The organism is Stenotrophomonas sp. 22LJNL06-5-1 (assembly GCF_056861455.1).
Window position 1 is genome coordinate 773,367 of the sequence record NZ_JBSPUE010000001.1, and the last position, 20,416, is coordinate 793,782.

General features: G+C 67.1%; 19 protein-coding genes. 12 read left to right on the top strand and 7 right to left on the bottom strand.

From position 1 onward, the window contains the following. Positions 1-9: 9 nt before the first annotated feature. On the bottom strand, positions 10-2,331 hold the full coding sequence (locus AC13GF_RS03695; protein WP_483003286.1) for a DUF1631 domain-containing protein: 2,322 nt from the start codon (positions 2,329-2,331) through the stop codon (positions 10-12). Between the two features lie 331 nt (positions 2,332-2,662). Here AC13GF_RS03695 and AC13GF_RS03700 point away from each other — a divergent pair, with 331 nt between their 5' ends. The 4 genes from AC13GF_RS03700 to AC13GF_RS03715 are packed head-to-tail and all read left to right on the top strand — an operon-like array spanning position 2,663 to position 5,538. Then, positions 2,663-3,241: a nitroreductase family protein gene (locus tag AC13GF_RS03700; RefSeq protein ID WP_483003287.1), complete on the top strand. Its 579-nt coding sequence runs from the start codon at positions 2,663-2,665 to the stop codon at positions 3,239-3,241. Then, complete coding sequence (locus AC13GF_RS03705) at positions 3,226-4,197, top strand: 5'-3' exonuclease (RefSeq protein ID WP_483003704.1); 972 nt, start codon at positions 3,226-3,228, stop codon at positions 4,195-4,197. The genes AC13GF_RS03700 and AC13GF_RS03705 overlap by 16 nt, the downstream gene beginning before the upstream one ends. Then, positions 4,194-4,748 carry an NUDIX hydrolase gene (locus AC13GF_RS03710; RefSeq protein ID WP_010481791.1) on the top strand — a complete coding sequence of 185 codons (555 nt, stop codon included), beginning with the start codon at positions 4,194-4,196 and terminating at the stop codon, positions 4,746-4,748. The genes AC13GF_RS03705 and AC13GF_RS03710 overlap by 4 nt, the downstream gene beginning before the upstream one ends. After that, positions 4,741-5,538 (top strand): N-formylglutamate amidohydrolase, encoded by a 798-nt coding sequence (locus AC13GF_RS03715; protein WP_483003289.1) that lies wholly within the window; start codon positions 4,741-4,743, stop codon positions 5,536-5,538. The genes AC13GF_RS03710 and AC13GF_RS03715 overlap by 8 nt, the downstream gene beginning before the upstream one ends. 113 nt (positions 5,539-5,651) lie before the next feature. On the opposite strand, the gene AC13GF_RS03720 is transcribed toward AC13GF_RS03715, so the two are convergent. Together AC13GF_RS03720 and AC13GF_RS03725 are read right to left on the bottom strand one after the other, a co-directional pair. Next, positions 5,652-6,323, bottom strand: coding sequence for a DUF7716 domain-containing protein (locus AC13GF_RS03720; RefSeq protein ID WP_483003290.1), 672 nt, complete (start codon positions 6,321-6,323; stop codon positions 5,652-5,654). Continuing rightward, positions 6,320-7,738: an MFS transporter gene (locus tag AC13GF_RS03725; protein ID WP_483003292.1), complete on the bottom strand. Its 1,419-nt coding sequence runs from the start codon at positions 7,736-7,738 to the stop codon at positions 6,320-6,322. Before AC13GF_RS03725 ends, AC13GF_RS03720 begins: the two co-directional genes overlap by 4 nt. Before the next feature lie 105 nt (positions 7,739-7,843). Between AC13GF_RS03725 and AC13GF_RS03730 the strand changes: the two genes are divergently transcribed. After that, the gene (locus tag AC13GF_RS03730; RefSeq protein ID WP_483003706.1) at positions 7,844-8,728 is read left to right on the top strand and encodes a LysR family transcriptional regulator; all 885 of its coding nucleotides are present in this window, start codon (positions 7,844-7,846) and stop codon (positions 8,726-8,728) included. A 172-nt stretch (positions 8,729-8,900) separates the two neighbouring features. Here the strand turns inward: AC13GF_RS03730 and pip are convergent, their stop codons facing one another. Further along, positions 8,901-9,842, bottom strand: coding sequence for a prolyl aminopeptidase (pip, locus tag AC13GF_RS03735; RefSeq protein WP_014646006.1), 942 nt, complete (start codon positions 9,840-9,842; stop codon positions 8,901-8,903). Positions 9,843-9,890: 48 nt separating this feature from the next. Next, entirely contained in the window at positions 9,891-10,748 is an 858-nt protein-coding gene (gene prmC, locus AC13GF_RS03740) for a peptide chain release factor N(5)-glutamine methyltransferase (RefSeq protein ID WP_483003294.1), read from the bottom strand. A 344-nt stretch (positions 10,749-11,092) separates the two neighbouring features. Between prmC and ahpC the strand changes: the two genes are divergently transcribed. From ahpC to AC13GF_RS03765, 5 genes are all read left to right on the top strand, one after another. Beyond that, on the top strand, positions 11,093-11,656 hold the full coding sequence (ahpC, locus tag AC13GF_RS03745) for an alkyl hydroperoxide reductase subunit C (RefSeq protein ID WP_004144811.1): 564 nt from the start codon (positions 11,093-11,095) through the stop codon (positions 11,654-11,656). A gap of 225 nt (positions 11,657-11,881) precedes the next feature. Beyond that, the gene (gene ahpF / locus AC13GF_RS03750) at positions 11,882-13,474 is read left to right on the top strand and encodes an alkyl hydroperoxide reductase subunit F (protein ID WP_483003296.1); all 1,593 of its coding nucleotides are present in this window, start codon (positions 11,882-11,884) and stop codon (positions 13,472-13,474) included. Between the two features lie 85 nt (positions 13,475-13,559). Then, positions 13,560-14,522, top strand: a complete 963-nt coding sequence (locus tag AC13GF_RS03755; protein ID WP_483003298.1) for a LysR substrate-binding domain-containing protein — start codon at positions 13,560-13,562, stop codon at positions 14,520-14,522. Positions 14,523-14,645: 123 nt separating this feature from the next. Continuing rightward, on the top strand, positions 14,646-15,050 hold the full coding sequence (gene rnk, locus AC13GF_RS03760; protein ID WP_005408156.1) for a nucleoside diphosphate kinase regulator: 405 nt from the start codon (positions 14,646-14,648) through the stop codon (positions 15,048-15,050). Positions 15,051-15,100: 50 nt separating this feature from the next. Further along, positions 15,101-16,057: a transaldolase gene (locus tag AC13GF_RS03765; RefSeq protein ID WP_483003300.1), complete on the top strand. Its 957-nt coding sequence runs from the start codon at positions 15,101-15,103 to the stop codon at positions 16,055-16,057. 739 nt (positions 16,058-16,796) lie between these two features. Here AC13GF_RS03765 and msrA read toward each other — a convergent pair. Both msrA and AC13GF_RS03775 read right to left on the bottom strand, forming a co-directional pair. Then, on the bottom strand, positions 16,797-17,462 hold the full coding sequence (msrA, locus tag AC13GF_RS03770) for a peptide-methionine (S)-S-oxide reductase MsrA (RefSeq protein ID WP_032968772.1): 666 nt from the start codon (positions 17,460-17,462) through the stop codon (positions 16,797-16,799). A 30-nt stretch (positions 17,463-17,492) separates the two neighbouring features. Continuing rightward, the gene (locus AC13GF_RS03775) at positions 17,493-17,756 is read right to left on the bottom strand and encodes a putative signal transducing protein (RefSeq protein ID WP_010481810.1); all 264 of its coding nucleotides are present in this window, start codon (positions 17,754-17,756) and stop codon (positions 17,493-17,495) included. A 170-nt stretch (positions 17,757-17,926) separates the two neighbouring features. On the opposite strand from AC13GF_RS03775, the gene AC13GF_RS03780 reads away from it, so the two are divergent. After that, positions 17,927-19,675 (top strand): glutamine--tRNA ligase/YqeY domain fusion protein, encoded by a 1,749-nt coding sequence (locus AC13GF_RS03780; RefSeq protein WP_483003302.1) that lies wholly within the window; start codon positions 17,927-17,929, stop codon positions 19,673-19,675. 43 nt (positions 19,676-19,718) lie between these two features. Then, entirely contained in the window at positions 19,719-20,372 is a 654-nt protein-coding gene (locus tag AC13GF_RS03785) for a hypothetical protein (RefSeq protein ID WP_483003708.1), read from the top strand. Positions 20,373-20,416 lie beyond the last annotated feature (44 nt).

Consider the following 20,416-nt stretch of genomic DNA (forward strand, 5'->3'; position numbering starts at 1 on the left):
GGCCACGGCTCAGTGCAGTGTGGCGCTGCCCGGGTCCAGCCGATCGATCACACCCTGCATCGCGCTGTCGAAGGCGCCATCGTCCACATGGGCGCGCAGGCGGCCCAGCCGCACCATCACCGCCAGTTCTTCCGGCGAGGCCACGCAGAAGCGCACACCGCGGCGGTTGACGAACAGCAGGCGCGAGGAAATCGGGCTGACCCAGGACAGCTTGCCGGCCTGCACCTTGCCGTCCTTGTCGACGAAGTCCAGCCAGTTGCCGATTTCCATGCGACGGAAGCGGTCGGCATCGGCGTTGTCGAAATCGTCGGCGTCGATCTGCCCGCCCAGCTCGACCGCGGGCGATTCAGCCACCGGCGGTGCCGGCAAGGCAACCTGCGGCAGTTCCGGCAGCGCGCGCTGCAGTTCCGGCCGCGATTCGGCAATGCCCTGCAGGGTGTCATGCAAGGCGTCGATAGCACCGGTGGCGGCATCGCCGTGCACGCCGACACTGGCAAATACCTTGGCCAGCACCGGCTGCCAGGCCTGCAGCCACGGTTTGCCGACGATCTGGCGGCGGGCCTCGGCCACTTCCTCCAGCAGGCCGTCAGCCAGGCTGAGTGCCTCGGCCACCGAAGCGCCCTCCTCGCCCTCGCGCAGCAGTGCCAGGGTCAGGTGGTGCTGCCACGGCTGGCGCAGGAACTCGGCGATGGCCGGCGGCAAGGTGGCATCGCCGATGCGGCGGTCCAGTTCGGCACCGGCCCGGCTGCGGGCCATTTCCAGCTTTTCCTGGCCACGCTGCGTTTCGGCGGCCCGACGCTCGGCGATTTCCACGCGGCGGCGGTGCTGCACGAGGAATTCGCGGAATTCTTCTTCCAGGGTCAGGAAGATCGCCAGGTTCTCGTTGAACTCGGCCACCAGGCGCTCGATGATCTCTTCCACCTTGGCCATCAGCATGCGCTCGGCCTGGCTTTCGCCGGTGTTGCCCTCGCAGGCTTCGGCCAGCGAGTTGAGCAGCTTGCGGGCCGGATGGGTCTTCTGCACGAACATGCGGCGGTCGAGCATCGCGACCTTGACGAACGGCACTACAAGGCGGCCGATCAGCTCGCGCGAGCGACCTTCCAGCTCGCGCTCGTCCAGCATCACGTCGAACAGCATGCCGACCAGGTCGATCGCATCCTCGTCCTGCGGGTCCAGCCGGGTCTGGCCCGGATCGACACCGAGACGGGTGGCGCTGGACAGCACTTCACTCTTCAACCGCTGCGCCAGGGATTCGCCGTCCTCGCCGATGGCCGCACGCAGCGTCGCACTGGGCGTGGCCTGCAGCAGCGACAGCACCGACATCATCTCGCGCTGGCTCAATGGGCGGTGCTGGCCAACCGCGACCTGCGCGGCCGAGGTGGCGTCCTCGCGAACGTGGCGGGTCTGCTGCAGCAGCTCATGCAGGGCCTCCAGCAACATGCCCTGCTGCCCGGCATACGCCTCGCCACTGCCGGCCTCCTCGCCCCCGAGATGCTGCTGCATGTGGCCACGGCGCTCGGACCAGCGCGCGGCGAAGCGCTGCGCCCAGGCCGGCGCGGCCTGTTCATCATCGCTGAAGTCGGATTCGAAGCCCGCCGCGTGACGCGGCTCGACCAGATCGTCCGCGCCCGGCGCCATGCGCGGGTCGGGCGCGGCCGACAGCGGACGCCGCGGCGCCCCCATCTGCGACATCACGCCAGCGGCGGCCAGCTGCTCGTCCAGCTTCTCGTAGATGCGGCCCACCGGCGCGCGCAGGTCGCGCTCGCACAGCTTGATCAGCACCAGGTGCACTTCCGGCGCCAGCTCACAGCCAGCAAAGGCCTCGTGGATGGCCACGCCCAGGTGTTCGGGGCTGACCGGGTTGTGGTCGGCATCCAGCTCGGCGCCGCCGATCAAGCGGCCCAGGCGCCGGTCCAGCCGCGCCAGCACCGGCTTGAAGTCGCGCAGCAGCACGGTGGCGAAATTACGCACCGCCAGCCGCGACTCCAGTACATGTTCAGCCAGCAGGCTCAGGCCATCCTCGGCCGGCCCGGACAGGGTGGCTTCGGCCGACAGCGGCTCGCCACTGGCCAGTGCATCCCAGGCCCGCTGCAGGTGGCCGGCGAAGGCGGCGGCGATGTCCTCACGGCGGCGGCGCAGCTCGCGCATCGCATCCAGGAACAGCAGCTGCGACGAGCCTGCATTGCCGGCCCGGTCGAACAGTGCATCGTCGAAACGCGCCAGTGCGGCCCCGAACGCCTGGCACAGCGCCGGCAGGACCATGTCCCGGGCACGCTGAAGCTGGACCGGGTCACGGCCCGGCGATCCCATCGGTGTGGGCGCGCTCATCATTCGGGAAGGCTCCCCACCTTCTCTGGTACGACAGACAGCATGGACATCGCGACGGCCGGCACACCCCATGTACCGGTACGTCGATGGTAGGCCGGCCAGCCCGTCACGGACAGTGAAACAGTCCTCACTTCAAACCTCATGACCGGCGGCCCGGCAAGATAGATATCGTAAGCCGTGCGAGGCCCACGAGGCGAGAGGAAGCGGTCGTCCCTTTCCCGCCAGTGGCATGATGTTCATCACAGTTTGATATTCAGGGGCCGGACGCGACACAGACGGCGTCATTGACCACCCCGACTATAATCAAACACCCGTGATGACCGGTTCAGACTCCATGCCCGACCCCGCTGCCCTGCTTGCCCTGGATGCCCGCCGCTCGGTGCCCTCGCGGCAACTGGGCGAGCCCGGACCGGATCCGGCCACCCTGCAGCGCATGCTGGCCTCGGCCGTGCGCGTGCCCGACCACGGCAAGCGCGTACCGTTCCGCTTCCTGAAGATCGCCGGCGATGCACGTCACACTCTGGGCGACTTCCTGGCCGAGCGCAGCCGCCAGCGCGACCCACATGCCGGCGAGGCGGTATTCGAGAAGGACCGCCAGCGTTTCAGCCATGCGCCGCTGGTGATCGTGGTGGTGGCCAGCCCGCGTCCGGACCCCAAGGTGCCCGAGCAGGAACAGCTGATGACCGCCGGCTGCGTCTGCTTCGCCCTGCTGCAGGCCGCACAGGCGCTGGGCTTCGGCGCTCAATGGCTGACTGCATGGATGGCCTTCGACCCGGTCGTGCAGGCGCACCTTGGCCTCACCGAGGGCGAGGGCATCGCCGGCTTCATCCATATCGGCACGCCCAAGGCCGAGGTGCCTGAGCGCGAGCGGCCGGACGTCGCGGCCCTGCTGCAGGACTGGACCGGCCAGTGAGCGCCGTGAATGCCGTGCCGCTGCCACCGCCGCTGTACCTGGTGGATGCCAGCATCTACGTGTTCCGCGCCTGGCATTCGCTACCGGACGAGTTCCAGGACAGCCAGGGCTGGCCGACCAACGCAGTACATGGGTTTGCCCGCTTCCTGCTGGACCTGCTCGAGCGCGAACGCCCCCGGCACATCGCCATCGCCTTCGACGAGGCGCTGGACAGTGGCTTCCGCCATCGCCTGTACGCGGCCTACAAGGCCAACCGCGACCCGGCGCCGGAAGCGCTGAAGCGCCAGTTCGTGCACTGCAAGGCGCTGTGCGCAGCGCTGGGCCTGGTGGTATTGGCCCACCATGACTACGAGGCCGACGACCTGATCGGCAGTGCCCTGCACCAGCACCGGCACAGCCATCGCGGCCTGATCATTTCCGCCGACAAGGACCTGTCGCAGCTGCTGGTGGACCACGACGAGCAGTGGGACTACGCACGCAACCAGCGCTGGGACGTGGCAGGGGTGAAGGCGAGGCACGGCGTGCACGCCCACCAGATTGCCGACTACCTGGCGCTGTGCGGCGATGCGGTGGACAACATTCCCGGTATCAGTGGCGTTGGCAGCAAGTCCGCTGCGGTGCTGCTGGCCCATTTCGGCAGCATGGACGTGCTCTACGAACGTCTGGACGAAGTGCCGTTCCTGCGCCTGCGCGGTGCCGCACAGATGGCGGTGCGGCTGCGCGAGCAGCGCGAGCACGCCCAGCTCTGGCGCCAGCTGACCACCATCGCGCTGGACGCGCCGCTGGAAGGCAGCCAGCCCGGCCTGCTGCGCCAGGCGGCCGACCCCGAGCTGCTCGGCGGCCTGTGCCAGACCCTGCGCTTCGGCCCGATGACCCGCCGCCGGCTGTTCGAAGCCGCTGGCGTGGCCGACCCCGTTCCCACTCCATCCTTTTCCAATTCCGGCGAGCCCGCATGAGCCAGCGCAACACCGAAGCCCCGCGTGTCGTCTATGAAGGCAAGTACCAGCGCATGCTGGTGCGCGGCACCTGGGAATACAGCGAACGCACCCATGCCGGTGGCCTGGCCGCGATCATCATCGCCGTCACCCCGGAGGACAAGGTGCTGTTCGTGGAGCAGTTCCGCGTGCCGCTGCAGGCACCCACCATCGAGATGCCGGCCGGCCTGGTCGGCGACATTCACGCCGGCGAATCGATCGAAGTCTCGGCCGTGCGCGAACTGGAAGAAGAAACCGGCTGGACCGCCGACCACGCCGAAGTGCTGATGATCGGCCCGACGTCTTCCGGCGCCAGCAGCGAGAAGATCGCCTTCGTACGCGCCACCGGCCTCCGCCGGATCGGCGAAGGTGGCGGCGATGACAGCGAAGACATCACCGTGCACGAGATTCCGCGCAGTGAGGCTGCGGCCTGGCTGGTGCAGAAAATGGGCGAAGGCTACGAGCTGGACGCCAAGCTCTGGGCCGGGCTGTGGATGATCGAGCACCACCTGGACGGACGCCCGCGTGGCTGACGCCGACCTGCATGCGCTGCCGGCGCTGCTGGGCGCCGACGACCCGGCGATCTACACCCTCCACCGGCCGCAGGGCGCTTCGCCGTACCTGCTGCTGGCCGATCATGCCGGCCAGCAGGTGCCGCGTGCCCTTGCAGGCCTGGGCTTGCCGCAGGCCGAACTGGACCGCCATATCGGCTGGGACATCGGCATTGCCGGCACCACCCGTGCACTGTCCGAACGGCTGGATGCTTGGGCGATCGAACAGACCTATTCGCGGCTGCTGATCGACTGCAACCGGCCACTGGCCTCACCGACGCTGATTCCGGAAGTGAGCGACCACACCGTGATCCCGGGCAACGCCGGGCTGTCAGCGGCGCAGCGCCAGCAACGCATCGATGCGATCCACGCGCCCTACCACACGCGCATCGACGCAGAACTGGATGCGCGCCGAGATGCCGGCCGCCCCACCCTGCTGGTGATGATGCACAGCTTCACCCCGGCGATGAACGGCGCGCAGCGGCCGTGGCACGCCGGCGTGCTGTATCACCAGGACACGCGCTTTGCGCATGCGCTGCTGCAGGCACTGCGCGATGAAGGCGATCTGGTGGTGGGTGACAACGAACCGTATTCGGTCAGCAGTACCAGCGACTACGCGGTGCCGGTGCATGGCGAAGGCCGCGGGCTGGTGCACGTGGAACTGGAAATCCGCCAGGACCTGATTGCCGATGTGGCTGGGCAGCTCGCGTGGGCGGATCGGCTGGCGCGGATCTTCAGCGCGTTGCAGCCGGGGTTGCTGGCGGCCGGGTGAGGGTCATCCACGCATGGCGTGGATCTACTGCAGCGCCGACGGACATCCGCATTCGGCGAAAAACGAACGAGGCCGGTTCCCAGTAGATCCACGCCATGCGTGGATGGTGTTGTTCAACGCAATACGGGCGCCTCCATCCACGGGAACGGCTTGAAGCCGTGCACCTGCACGGTCGCACCGATCGCTTCGAACTGATCCTTGATCGCCTGCGCGCGGCGGCGATCCAGCGCTTCACCCAGCACCAACGGCAACGCGCGGCAGCGCGCCAGCGCCTCGCCCACCGGAATCTCCAGCAGGTGCGCCACGCGCTGGGCTGCTGCTTTGATCTGCCCCTCCGGGCACGCCCTCAGCGTCAGATCGAAGGAGGCGAAGATGCCCGTGCCCACCCCCGCCTCGCGCGCAGCCGCCTGTTCAGCAGCTCCCGCTTCGCCCAGCGCTTCGTCGATACCCTCGACCTGCTGGAACGCGTCGTACTCGGCGTAGTACGCCAGCGCCTGTGCGTAGTCCTGCAGCGACGACAGCGGACGTTGCCGCTTCTGCACATCCAGCACGTCGGCAAACGTGGCCGGTTCCAGATACGGGAACAGCCCCATCGCTGCCGAAGCGGCCGATCGCTCGCCGTCGTCATCCAGCGCTTCATCACTGGATGACGGCAACCACAACCGTGCCGCCAGCAGGTCTTCGTCGCTGGCCATCACCCAGCCGAAGGCGTTCCACACCGCATCGTCATCGTTGCAGGCGGCGAAGGCATGCAGGGTCTGTTGCAGGTCCAGCAGTTCGATCATGCGTCTGTGCTCAGGCAGGCGGTCGCTGCCGAGTCTACCGGCGCCGGGCGCAGGCCCAGCGCGATCACCACGCCGAGCGCGGCGAACAGCGCGGCGCCGTACTGTGCATTGACCATGCCCTGCAGGGCATCGGGACTGGTTGCTGCCTGCGTGCCGCGCGCGGCGTTGGCGATCATCACCAGTACCGCCAGTCCCAAGGCGCCGCCGATCTGCTGGGCGGTGGCCGCCATGCCGGACGCGACGCCTTGCTGCGGACCCGGCACGCCCTGCCCGGCCACGATCCACATCGCCGTCCAGCTCATGCCCTGGCCGATGCTGAGCACCACGATTCCCGGCAGCAGCGGCCAGTAGCTGGCGCCATGCGGCATCGCCAGCGCCACCGCGGCAATGCCGATGGCACCGGCGGCGAAGCCCCAGGCCAGTACCTGCCGTGGCGAACGGCGCCGCAGCATGCGTTCGGCAATACGGATGCCGAAGGTGCACACCAATGTCGGCAGCAGGAAGGCCATGCCGGCCTGCAGCGGGCTCCAGCCATAGCCATCCTGGAAGTAGAGCGCCAGGAAGTAGTACTGCACGCCATAGCTGCTCATGAAGGCGAAGGTGAGGCCGAGTGCCGCGCGCAGGCCCGGCAGGCGCAACAGCGAAAACTGCATCAGCGGGTCACGGCTGCGCTTTTCGATCTGTACGAACACCGTCAACAGTACGGCTGAAAGCAGCAGGCAGATGAGCGTGGCCGGCGCCGTCCAGCCCCACTCCGGCCCTTGCACCAGGGTGGTGACCAGCAGGCTGCCGCCGGCGGTGACAGTGAGGCAACCGGCCAGATCGAATGAACGGCCCTGCACCCGTGGACCATCGGCCGGCAGCCATGTACCGGCAGCGACCGCGCAAGCGGTGGCCAGCGGCACGATCACCGCCAGCACCGCCGGCCAGCCGAACGCCTGGGTCAATACGCCACCCAGCAGCGTGCCCAGCGCCAGGCCCACCGCGCTGGCCATGCTCCAGATCGCCAGTGCGCGGTTGCGCACCGGGCCTTCGGCGTACAGCGTGTTGATCAGTGCCAGCGTGGCGGGGAACAGCAGGGCCGCACCGACGCCCTGCGCGGCGCGCGCGATGATCAACAAGGTGGCATTCGGCGCCAGCGCGCCGAGCAGCGACGCCAGCGCGAACAGCAGCATGCCCAGCCGGTAGAAGCGGCGGCGGCCGATCAGGTCGGCGGCACGGCCTCCCAGCAGCAGGCTGCCGCCGAAGGCGACGGTGTAGGCACTGACCACCCATTGCAGCTGCTGCGCATTGATCTGCAGCGCGCGCCCCATGTCGTGCAGGGCGACGAAGATGATGGTGGCATCCAGGGCGATGATCAGCTGTGCGGTGGCCAGCAGGGTCAGCGCCCAGCGCGGGTATTTGAGGGGAGGCATCGGCGGATTGGATCGGTGGGGGAGCGCAGTCTCATTGATGCGACTGAATCAATAAACCCCCTGCCCACCATTTCTGTCATGATTTTCCGCATGAATACAGCCTCGATGGACCTCAATGCGGTGCGCATGCTGGTGCAGGTGGCCGAAGCGCGCAGTTTCACCGTGGCTGCCGGCCAGCTGGGCCTGAGCCAGTCCGGCCTGTCCCGCGCGATCGGGCGGCTGGAAGTATCGCTGGGGGTGAAGCTGCTGCAGCGGAACACCCGCAACGTGGCGCTGACCCCGGATGGCCGCCAGTTCGTGGAACAGGTGGCACCGCTGCTGGCTGGCCTGGACGATGCCGAGCGGCAACTGGCCGACCGCCCTTGCACGCCCTCGGGCACGTTGAAGATCAGTGCGCCGTCGATGTTCGGGCGCAAGGTGCTGGTGCCGATGCTGGCGCCATTACTGGAACAGCATCCGCAACTGCAGGTGGAAGCCGTGCTCAGCGACCGCCTGGTCGATCTGGTCGAAGAAGGCTTCGATGCCGCGCTGCGCACCGGCGTCATCGCCGACCAGCGCATCGTCGCGCGGCCATTGCGGCCGCTGCGCTGGGTGACGGTGGCCAGCCCCGCCTATCTGGCCCGCTGTGGCGCACCGGACGATGTGTCCGCGCTGCAGGATCACGCGTGTCTGGCGGTACGCAACCTGCGCAGTGGCCGGCTGGTGGACTGGCAGTTCCTGCAGGACGGGCAACTGCGCGAGGTCACGCCACCGACGCGGATGGTATTCGACAGCGGCGATCCGCTGGTGGAAGCGGCCATCGCCGGTATCGGCATCGTACAGGTGATGGATTTCGCAGTGGCCGATGCGCTGGCCGACGGCCGCCTGCAGCGCGTGCTGCAGCCGTTCGAGGGCCGCAGCCGCGAACTGTCGTTGATCTATCCACCGTCGCGCCAGCATTCGCCGAAGCTGCAGGTGCTGGCCGACGCCTTGCTGGCCGGGGATTGGTAGCGCCGGCCGCTGGCCGGCGTCTGCGTGGATCCAACCGTTTCCGGGTTGCCGGCCAGCGGCCGGCACTACCGGGTGCAGTAGATCCACGCCATGCGTGGATGAGGGTGGGTAGCGCCGCGCATGGCCCGGCGCTACCGGTGAGGCGTTGCCGGCCAGCGGCCGGCACTACCGATCAGGCGAAGCTATCGGTGGCGCGCACCAGCGCGTCCACGTTCTCTGCCTCGAACGCCGAATGGCCCGAAGCCGGGGTGATTTCCAGCTTTGCCTTCGGCCACACCTTGGTCAGGTCCCAGGCGTTGGCCAGCGGGCAGACCACGTCGTAGCGGCCGTGCACGATCACGCCGGGAATATCGGCGATGCGGTGCGCGTCGCGCAGCAGCTGGTCTTCCACTTCGAAGAAACCGCCGTTGACGAAGTAGTGGTTCTCGATGCGGGCAAACGCCAGCGCGAAATGCGGGTCTTCGTGGCTGTTGATGAAGTCGTCGTCGACGTGCAGGAAGCTGGTCGCGCCTTCCCACACCGCCCACGCCTTGGCCGCTTCCAGGCGGGTGGTTTCGTCGTCGCTGGTCAGGCGGCGATGGAAGGCCGAGATCAGGTCATGACGCTCCACCGACGGAATCGGCTTGAGGTAGTGCTCCCATGCATCCGGGAACAGGCGGTTGGCGCCTTCCTGATAGAACCATTCCAGCTCCCAGCGACGCAGCATGAAGATGCCGCGCAGGACCAGCTCGGTCACGCGCTGCGGGTGGGTTTCGGCATAGGCCAGTGCCAGGGTCGAACCCCAGCTGCCACCGAACACCTGCCAGCGATCGACCTTGAGGTGCTCGCGCAGCTTTTCGATATCGGCAACGAGATCCCAGGTGGTGTTGTCCACCAGATCCGCGTGCGGGGTGGAACGGCCGGCACCGCGCTGGTCGAACAGGATGATGCGGTACTTGGACGGGTCGTGGAACTGGCGCATCTTGTCGCTGCAGCCGCCGCCCGGGCCACCGTGCAGCATCACCACCGGCTTGCCGTCCGGGTTGCCGCACTGTTCAAAGTACAGCGTGTGGCGGTCGTCGACCTTCAGGGTGCCGACGTCGTAGGGGGTGATGGCGGGGTACAGCGTACGCATGCTTGCAGCTCCAGGGTGATGCCCTGCCGGGGCAGGAGAACCTCCATTCTAGGCCGGACGCCGGCCCAGGGTGATGCGGTCGCGCTGCTCCAGGTCCTGCACGGTCTGCACCTCGGCAAACCCCGCCGACTCGAACAGCGCACGGATCGCCGCGCCCTGGTCCCAACCATGTTCGATCAGCAGCCAGCCGCCGGGCAGCAGATGGGCCTGGCCACCGTCGACGATACGGCGGATGTCATCCAGGCCATCGACGCCGGAGGCCAGCGCGGTAGCCGGTTCAAAACGCAGGTCGCCCTGTTCCAGATGCGGGTCGTCGCTGGCGATATACGGCGGGTTGCTGGCGATCAGGTCGAAGCGTGCACCCTGCAGCGGCGCATACCAGTCGTGCCCGCCCTCGGCAAAGCGGACGTTGCACAGTTCATGGCGGGCCGCGTTGCGCGCAGCCACGGCCAACGCGCCCGGGCTGGCATCGGTGGCCAGCACCTGGGCCTGCGGCCGTTCGCTGGCCAGTGCCAGGGCGATCGCACCGCTGCCGGTGCCCAGGTCAGCCAGTTGCAGCGATTGGTCTGGCGGCAGCCGCTCCAGCGCCAGCTCGACCAGCAGCTCGGTTTCCGGACGCGGGATCAGCGTGGCCGGGTCGACCTCCAGGTCGAGCGTCCAGAATCCGCGGCGGCCGGTCAGGTAGGCCACCGGCTCACCGGCTACGCGGCGGGCCAGCAACGCCTCGAAGGCGGCCTGGTCATTGGCGGCTAGCGGATCGGTGGCATGTGCGAACAACCAGCTGCGCGGGCGGTCCAGTACGTGCAGCAGCAGCAGCTCCGCCTCGTGGCGGGCTTCGACGCCGCCCAGGCGGGCACTGGCCTCGGCCACGATCTGGCGCAGGGTGGGTTCGGTTTGGAAAGACATTCCGCAATTGTAGAGTCGAGCTTGCTCGACTGCTTTTGATTGAGATGACGGGCGGGTCCGGAAAAGCCGTCGAGCAAGCTCGACGCTACAAAAGCCGAGATCCGTTCAGGTTCCGCCGGAGGGAATAAGGAGGGGCTATCGGCCCCATTCCGCGCCTCGGGGAGATTTTCCTTGTCACACAGGCAGTTGCAGGATGAGGGCGGCAAGGTTCAGTGCCGGCTCATGGCATTTTGATAGACTCCATCTATCAAATAGATGCAATCAATGGATTGTTCTTATCGCGAGCGAATCGGTAACCTAGGTCCTGTCGATTCACCCACTCCCCTTCACCCAGAGGAAAAACGATGTCCCTGATCAACACCCAGATCCAGCCGTTCGAAGCCAATGCTTACCTGAATGGCGAGTTCATCAAGGTCTCCGACAGCACCCTGAAGGGCCAGTGGTCGGTCCTGATCTTCATGCCGGCAGCCTTCACCTTCAACTGCCCGACCGAGATCGAAGACGCCGCTGACCATTACGCCGAATTCAAGAAGGCCGGCGCCGAGGTCTACATCGTCACCACCGACACCCACTTCTCGCACAAGGTGTGGCACGAAACCTCGCCGGCCGTCGGCAAGGCCCAGTTCCCGCTGGTCGGCGACCCGACCCACCAGCTGACCAACGCCTTCGGCGTGCACATTCCGGAAGAAGGCCTGGCCCTGCGCGGCACCTTCATCATCAACCCGGAAGGCGTGATCAAGACCCTGGAGATCCACTCCAACGAGATCGCCCGTGACGTGTCCGAAACCCTGCGCAAGCTGAAGGCTGCCCAGTTCACCGCCGCCAACCCGAACCAGGTCTGCCCGGCCAAGTGGAAGGAAGGCGAGAAGACCCTGACCCCGTCGCTGGACCTGGTCGGCAAGATCTAAGGCAGTACCGGCCTGCCGTGGCCCCACGCCACGGCGCGCCCTTCATCCCCGTGCCGGTCCCCCCGCCGGCGTGGGGGTGAACCCAAGACAGCCAACGCACGCCAGCCTTGGCCAGCCAGCCCCTTCCACGGTCGCTGTCTTGGGTTCACCCCTACCCCCTGCTGGTCCGCTACCTTCTACAGCGGTGCCACGCCCCCTGTTTGCCTGAAGCCAGGAGAAGACCCGATGTTGGACGCCAACCTGCAGTCGCAGCTGAAGACCTATCTGGAGCGCGTGACCCGCCCGATCCAGATCACCGCGCACGCCGACGATGGCGCCAAGTCGCAGGAAATGCTGGAACTGCTGCAGACCCTGGACAGCCTGTCGGACAAGATCTCGCTGCAGGTGCTGCGCGATGGCCAGGGCCGCGTGCCGTCGTTCGACCTGGGCACCCCGGGCCAGGACATCCATCTGACCTTCGCCGGCCTGCCGATGGGCCACGAGTTCACCTCGCTGGTGTTGGCGCTGCTGCAGGTGGGCGGTCATCCGTCCAAGGCCACCGCCGAGCTGATCGAGCAGGTGCAGAACCTGGAAGGCGAGTACAAGTTCGAAACCTACTTCTCGTTGTCCTGCCAGAACTGTCCGGACGTGGTGCAGGCGCTGAACCTGGCCGCGGTGCTCAACCCGCGCATCCAGCACGTGGCCATCGACGGTGCCCTGTTCCAGGACGAAGTCGAGAAGCGCGAGATCATGTCGGTGCCGACCGTGTACCTCAACGGTGAAGTCTTCGACCAGGGCCGTATGACCCTCGAGCAGATCGTGGCCAAGCTGGATACCAATGCCGGCAAGCGCGATGCCGAGAAGATCGCCGCCAAGGACGCTTTCGACGTGCTGGTGGTCGGCGGTGGCCCGGCTGGTGCGGCAGCAGCGATCTACGCCGCACGCAAGGGCATCCGCACCGGCATCGCCGCCGAGCGTTTCGGTGGCCAGGTGCTGGACACCATGGCGATCGAGAACTTCATTTCGGTGAAGGAGACCGAAGGCCCGAAGCTGGCCACGGCGCTGGAACAGCACGTGCGCGAGTACGAGGTGGACATCATGAACCTGCAGCGCGCCAGTGCGTTGGTGCCGGCCGGTGAAGACGGCCTGGTGCAGGTGCAGCTGGAAAACGGCGCGGTGCTGAAGTCGCGTTCGGTGATCCTGTCCACCGGCGCACGCTGGCGCCAGATGAACGTGCCGGGCGAAGACCAGTACCGCAACAAGGGCGTGGCCTACTGCCCGCATTGCGATGGCCCGCTGTTCAAGGGCAAGCGCGTGGCGGTGATCGGCGGCGGCAACTCCGGCGTGGAAGCGGCCATCGATCTGGCCGGCATCGTGTCGCATGTAACCCTGCTGGAGTTCGATTCCAGCCTGCGCGCCGATGAAGTGCTGCAGAAGAAGCTGCGCAGCCTGGCCAACGTCACCGTGTTGACCAGCGCGCAGACCACCGAAGTGCTGGGCGACGGCAGCCGTGTCACCGGCCTGGTCTACAAGGATCGCGTCGGCGGCGACGCCCACCGCGTCGAGCTGGAAGGCATCTTCGTGCAGATCGGCCTGCTGCCCAACACCGAGTGGCTGAAGGACACCGTGGCGCTGTCGCCGCGTGGCGAGGTCGTCATCGACGACCGCGGCCAGACCAACCTGCCGGGCGTGTTCGCCGCTGGCGATTGCACGACGGTACCCTACAAGCAGATCATCATCGCCATGGGCGCCGGTTCGACCGCCGCACTGAGCGCGTTCGACCACCTGATCCGCTCGTCGGTGAGCAACAGCAGCGGTGCCGTTGCTGAAGCTGCCTGATCCACCGTTCCCAGATCACCGGGAACATTGTCTGCCTGTCGGGTAACCATGCCGTCAGCCGGTCCGTTACCCCTGGGGTGTAAGGATGAACCTACGTGATCTGAAGTACCTGGTAGCCCTGGCCGACCACAAGCATTTCGGCCGGGCTGCCGCCTCCTGCTTTGTCAGCCAGCCCACGCTGTCCACGCAAATCCGCAAGCTGGAAGAAGAGCTGGGCCTGCCGCTGGTGGAACGCGCACCGCGCAAGGTGATGCTGACCCCGGCCGGCCAGGAAGCGGCGGCACGGGCGCGGGTGATCGTGTCCGAAGTGGAACAGCTGAAGGAAGCGGCGCGACGCAGCCGCGACCCGGAAGCCGGTACAGTGCGCCTGGGAATCTTCCCGACCCTCGGCCCGTACCTGCTGCCGCATGTGATCCCGCGCATCCGCGATCGCTTCCCCGAGTTGGAACTGCTGCTGGTCGAGGAAAAGAGCGATGTGCTGCTGGACCGCCTGCGCGAAGGCAAGCTCGACGCTGCATTGCTGGCGCTGCCGGTGATCGACGACCAGCTGCATGCCGAGTTCCTGTTCGAGGAACCGTTCCTGCTGGCCGTCTCCGGGCGCCACCCGCTGGCCCGTCGCGAACACCTGGACGTGCAGGAACTGGCCACGCAGAAGCTGCTGCTGCTGGAAGACGGGCATTGCCTGCGCGACCAGGCACTGGAAGTCTGCCGCCTGTTCGGCGCCAACGAGAAGTCCGAGTTCCGCGCCACCAGCCTGGAAACCCTGCGGCAGATGGTCGCCGCCGACGTCGGCATCACGCTGCTGCCGAGCCTGTCGGTGCAGCCGCCGGTGCCGCGCTCGAACAACATCCGCCTGCTCGATTTCACCGGCGAGGGCCGTCCCAGCCGCCGCATCGCCATGATCTGGCGCCGCAGCTCGGCCATGAACGACTTCCTGATGGAGCTGGCCGACCAGTTCAAGCGCCTGCCGCAGGCGCTGTTCACCCTGGAGGCGGTCAACGCCGCCAGCGACACTGCCGCCCTGCCCGGCCCCGCGCTGAACGGCTGAACCCCCGCAGCACCTGCCTGGAATCGGCAGGAGTCGATTCCGGCCGCATTTGTCCCCACAATACAGACAGGCGGCGCCAGCAGGTGCCGCCTTTTGCATGGCTTTCAACCAAGGAGCTTCACCATGAGTACCGCCAGCGGCCTGCCGCCGTCGATCACCGTTTCCACCTTCGACATGGACCGCCTGGACGCCATGCTCGAATCCCCTGCGCTGAGCCAGACGCCTGCCGCGCTCGCGCTTGCTGAAGAACTCAACCGTGCCACCGTGCTGGCACCGGACCAGATTCCCGAAGGCATCGTCATGATGCATTCGCGCGTGGAGTGCGAAGATGAAGTGTCGGGCGAGAAGCACGTCCTGACCCTGGTCTTCCCCCGCGAAGCCAACGTCGATGAAGGCAAGGTTTCCGTGCTGGCCCCGGTCGGCAGTGCCCTGCTCGGCCTTTCGATCGGCCAGAGCATCGACTGGAACGCGCCCGGCGGCCGCAAGCTGCGCCTGCGCGTGACCGCGGTCCACAACGACCGCCCCTGATTACCGCTGCGCACCGCGCGCGATTCGATCCCCCTGCACCAGGAGCCGTAATGAGTACCCCGTCCAAACTGTCCCAGCTGCGCGAACTGTCCGTGGTCGTTGCCGATACCGGTGACTACGACGCCATCAAGCGCCTGCAGCCGGTGGACTGCACCACCAATCCGACCCTGGTGAAGAAGGCGCTGGACCTGCCGGTCTATGCCGAGTTGATCGAACGCGAACTGGCCTGGGGCCGCCAGCAGAGTGGCGACCGCGAAGCGGTGGTGCACGCCGTGGCCGACCGCCTGACCATCGGCGTCGGCGCGCTGCTGAGCACGCTGGTGCCGGGCCGCGTGTCCACCGAAGTGGATGCCGACCAGGCCCACGACACCGCCGCCACCGTGGCCAAGGCCCGCCAGTTCATCCAGATGTACGCCGACGCCGGCGTGCCGCGCGAGAAGATCCTGATCAAGATCGCCGCGACCTGGGAAGGCGTGGAAGCCGCGCGCATCCTGCAGGCCGAGGGTATCGACTGCAACCTGACCCTGATCTTCAACCCGACCCAGGCGCTGGCCTGCAGCGAAGCCGGCGCGTTCCTGATCTCGCCGTTCGTCGGCCGCATCCTGGACTGGTACGTGGCCAACGGCCAGGCCCCGGCCACCATCGACGAAGACCCGGGCGTGAAGTTCGTGCGTGGCGTGTATGCCGAATTCAAGCGTCGCGGTTCGCCGACGGTGGTGATGGGCGCCTCGTTCCGTTCGACCGCGCAGATTGAAGCGCTGGCCGGCTGCGACCGCCTGACGATTTCGCCGGACCTGCTGGAGAAGCTGGACGCCGACCACGGCGAGCTGCCGCGCAAGCTGGTGGCCGGTGCGGCTGATGGCGCGGCGGTGACCCCGATCGATGCGGCGAAGTTCGCAGCAGACCTGGCGGCCGATCCGATGGCGACCGAGAAGCTGGCGACCGGTATCGATGCGTTTGCCAAGGATCTGCAGGCGCTGCGCGAGCGCATTCGCTCGGAACTGTGAGGATTTCGGCCAACGGCTGAGCCCCTCGTGGCGGGTCGGTAGAGTCGAGCTTGCTCGATTGACTGCTAGAGCAACAGCCGTGCTGGGTCGGGCGGGTTGGGTTCGCGGGGGACGCCGTGAACCCATCCATGGGGGCTTGGCCGCGGCATCCATGCCGCGGACACCCCCGCGAACCCAACCCGCCCGCCCTCTGACAGTTTCCGGTGGCCGCCCGCCACGGAAGAAAGAAAGAAGAGCAACAGCGGGTCGCGCGCTTCGCTTGCTCGGAGCCGAGCATGGCTATGCCGGTCGTCCTGACCGGCACCCTCCGGGCCGTCGCAAGCGACGTTGGCAGCGGCTCCTGCCGCTGCCTTCGGCTCTACAAGGGCAATGCAGAACCAAACAAAAAGGACGCGGCGAACGCCGCGTCCTTTTTGTTGTCCATCAGTTCGTCAGTAACCCAATGCTCTTTCCCACCGTCACCGGGAAACTGTCGGGGGTGGGGCGGTGTGGGTTGGCAGGACCGTTGGCGCCATGGGCCCGAGGCATGCCTCGGGCGGGTTGGGCAGGACGCCCAACCCCGGTCTTGCCGTGTGCGCAGGACAGCGCACACGAGCAAGGCGCCATCGAGCCCCCAGGGACGGGTTCACGGCGTGTCCTGCCAACCCACACCGCCCCACCCAACAAGCAGCAACCCAGAGCCGCTTTGGCTTTGGCTTTCAGCCGTTGACGTTGCCCGCCGCAGGCGGACCACCGCGCGTCAGCGCGGCGCCTCCACATCCAACCCGATCGGGCAGCTCACGCCGGTGCCGCCGATGCCGCAGTAGCCGTTCGGGTTCTTCGCCAGGTACTGCTGGTGGTAATCCTCGGCGTAGTAGTACGCCGGTGCCGGGTACACGATCTCGGTGGTGATCGGGCCGTAGCCGGCCGCATCCAGCTGCGCCTGGTAGGCCTCGCGGCTGGCCAGCGCGGCGGCGTACTGCGCCTCGTCGGTGGCGTGGATCGCCGAGCGGTACTGGGTGCCGGTGTCGTTGCCCTGGCGCATGCCCTGGGTCGGGTCGTGGCTTTCCCAGAACAGCTGCAGCAGCCGCTCCAGGCTCACCACCGCAGGATCGAATACCACCTGCACCACTTCGGTATGACCGGTCAGACCCGAACAGACCTCTTCATAGGTCGGATTCGGAGTGATGCCACCGGCGTAACCGACCGAGGTGCTGTACACGCCCGGCTCGGTCCAGAACTTGCGCTCGGCACCCCAGAAGCAGCCCAGCGCGAAACGGATCTGCTGCAGGCCGGCGAAACGGTCCTTCAGCGGATGGCTGTTCACGAAGTGCTGGTTACTGTGCAGCGGCAACGGCTGGTCACGCCCCGGCAGTGCTTCTTCCGGGCGCGGCAGGCGCTGCTTGAAGGCGCCGATGCCGAGGATGCCCTGGCCAATTCCCAACATGATGCGCTCCTACGCCGGAAGGCCGGCTATGTCGTCTGCATCTGAAATGGGGGCGTCCGGCGCGTGGCCCAAGTCCAGCGCCGCCACGATGTCCTCGGCCTGCGGGCGTGCCGCATCGGGGATTCCCACCCGCAGCACACCAAACAGCGGCAGCTCGCCCATGCCGCCCAGCAACGACTCGCCGAACACGAAGGCCGGGATGCCGGCGTCCTCCAGCGCGTGCTTGACCAGATGGGCGTCGAACAGGTTGTCGGCCTTGTACACGATGTGCATGCGGCGGCTCCGTGGGACAGGGTTCCAGCATACGCCCGGGGGCTGAATGGTGGTGGTGACGGCGCATGACCGTTCTGCCGGCCAGCGGCCGGCATCCCCACACCCCACCGGGCAGCCCTGCCCCGTACGCGCTAGACTGTTGGTCTTTCTGCCTTTCTTTTCGCCGACTCATGTCCGAGCACACCCCCGCCAGCCCCGAGACCCCCGCCGACAGCCACGAAAAGCGCGATTTCATCCGCCAGATCGTGCGCGAGGACCTGGCCAGCGGAAAGCACCAGGCGATCAAGACCCGCTTCCCGCCGGAGCCGAACGGCTACCTGCACATCGGCCACGCCAAGTCGATCTGCCTGAACTTCGGCATCGCCGGTGAGTTCAGCGGCGTCTGCAACCTGCGCTTCGACGACACCAACCCGGCCAAGGAAGACCCGGAATACGTGGCCGCGATCCAGGACGACGTGCGCTGGCTGGGCTTCAGCTGGAACGAGCTGCGCCACGCCTCGGACTACTTCCAGACCTATTACCTGGCCGCTGAAAAGCTGATCGAACAGGGCAAGGCCTATGTCTGCGACCTGTCGGCCGAAGAAGTGCGCGCCTACCGCGGCACCCTGACCGAGCCGGGCCGCCCGTCACCGTGGCGCGACCGCAGCGTCGAGGAGAACCTCGACCTGTTCCGCCGCATGCGTGCCGGTGAATTCCCGGATGGTGCGCGCACCCTGCGCGCCAAGATCGACATGGCCAGCGGCAACATCAACCTGCGCGATCCGGCGCTGTACCGCATCAAGCACGTCGAGCACCAGAACACCGGCAACGCGTGGCCGATCTACCCGATGTACGACTTCGCGCATGCACTGGGCGATTCGATCGAGGGCATCACCCACTCGCTGTGCACGCTGGAATTCGAAGACCACCGCCCGCTGTACGACTGGTGCGTGGACAACGTCGATTTCGCCCATGACGACACGCTTACCCAGCCGCTGGTCGATGCCGGCCTGCCGCGCGAAGCGGCCAAGCCGCGCCAGATCGAGTTCTCGCGCCTGAACATCAACTACACGGTGATGAGCAAGCGCAAGCTGATGGCGCTGGTCACCGAGCAGCTGGTGGACGGCTGGGAAGACCCGCGCATGCCGACCCTGCAGGGCCTGCGTCGCCGTGGCTACACTCCGGCTGCGATGCGCCTGTTCGCCGAGCGCGTGGGCATCAGCAAGCAGAATTCGCTGATCGACTTCAGCGTGCTGGAAGGCGCGCTGCGCGAAGACCTGGACAGTGCAGCGCCGCGCCGCATGGCGGTGGTCGACCCGGTCAAGCTGGTGCTGACCAACCTGCCGGAAGGCCACGAAGAGCAGCTCACCTTCAGCAACCACCCGAAGGACGAGAGCTTCGGCAGCCGCGAAGTGCCATTCGCACGCGAAGTGTGGATCGACCGCGAGGACTTCGCCGAAGTGCCACCGAAGGGCTGGAAGCGCCTGATCCCGGGTGGCGAAGTGCGCCTGCGCGGCGCCGGCATCATCCGTTGCGATGAAGTGATCAAGGATGCCGACGGCACCATCACCGAACTGCGCGGCTGGCTGGATCCGGAATCGCGTCCGGGCATGGAAGGCGCCAACCGCAAGGTCAAGGGCACCATCCACTGGGTCAGCGCCGTGCACGGCGTGCCGGCCGAGATCCGCCTGTACGACCGCCTGTTCTCGGTACCGAACCCCGACGACGAGTCAGAAGGCAAGACCTACCGCGATTACCTCAACCCGGAATCGCGCCGCACTGTCACCGGCTATGTCGAGCCGGCCGCGGCCAGCGCCGCACCGGAGCAGTCGTTCCAGTTCGAGCGTACCGGCTACTTCGTCGCCGACCGCCGCGACCACACCGGGGCCAAGCCGGTGTTCAACCGCAGCGTGACCCTGCGCGATACCTGGTCGGCCTGAGGACCTGCGCGGGCGCCAGGACGGCGCCCGCATGACCGCGACCATGATCACTGCCCTCTCCGTCCTGCTCTGGTTCATCTCGCAGCATCCGCTGCTGACGTTCTTTTCGGCGATGGTGCTGGCCGGGCTGGTCTCGTGGTGGCGGCGTTTTCCGGGCTACGCCATCGTGGTGTTCCCGCTGGCGATGCTCAACATCTTCCTCGGCCACTTCCTCAACGCCGCCTTCCTCAACGTGGTGGGCGAGCGTGGTGAAGCGGTGATCGTGAAGTCCGAGCGCACCAGTTCGACGATGAACGAGCAGTACATCTGGCGCTACGAAGGGGTGCTGCGCACCGCCGAGGGCCGCGACGTGGAGGTGGTGTTCCACACCAACACCGCCTCGCTGTGGCCGCTGGAGAACGCGATCCGCATCCCGGCGCCCGACCAGCCGTTCGTGGTGAAGTACACGCCGGGTTTCCCGCGCAACTTCGTCATCCTCACCAACGAATCCCCGCACGGCATCGCCCAGGCCCGTGCCAGCGCACGCGAGCGGGTGGAAGTGGCGGCGCGCAAGTTGCACTTCAGCCCGGGCAATGCCGATTTCCGCGCGGACTATCGCCGCGAGCTGGAAACCTGGCTGCGCGACCACGGCAACGATCCGCAGCAGCAGCCCGACGCGCTGCGATATCGCGCCGAACTCGACGCGCTCGACCGCTAGATCCCCAGGCCCTGCCTGGATGTTCCACCCCATCCACCCACAGG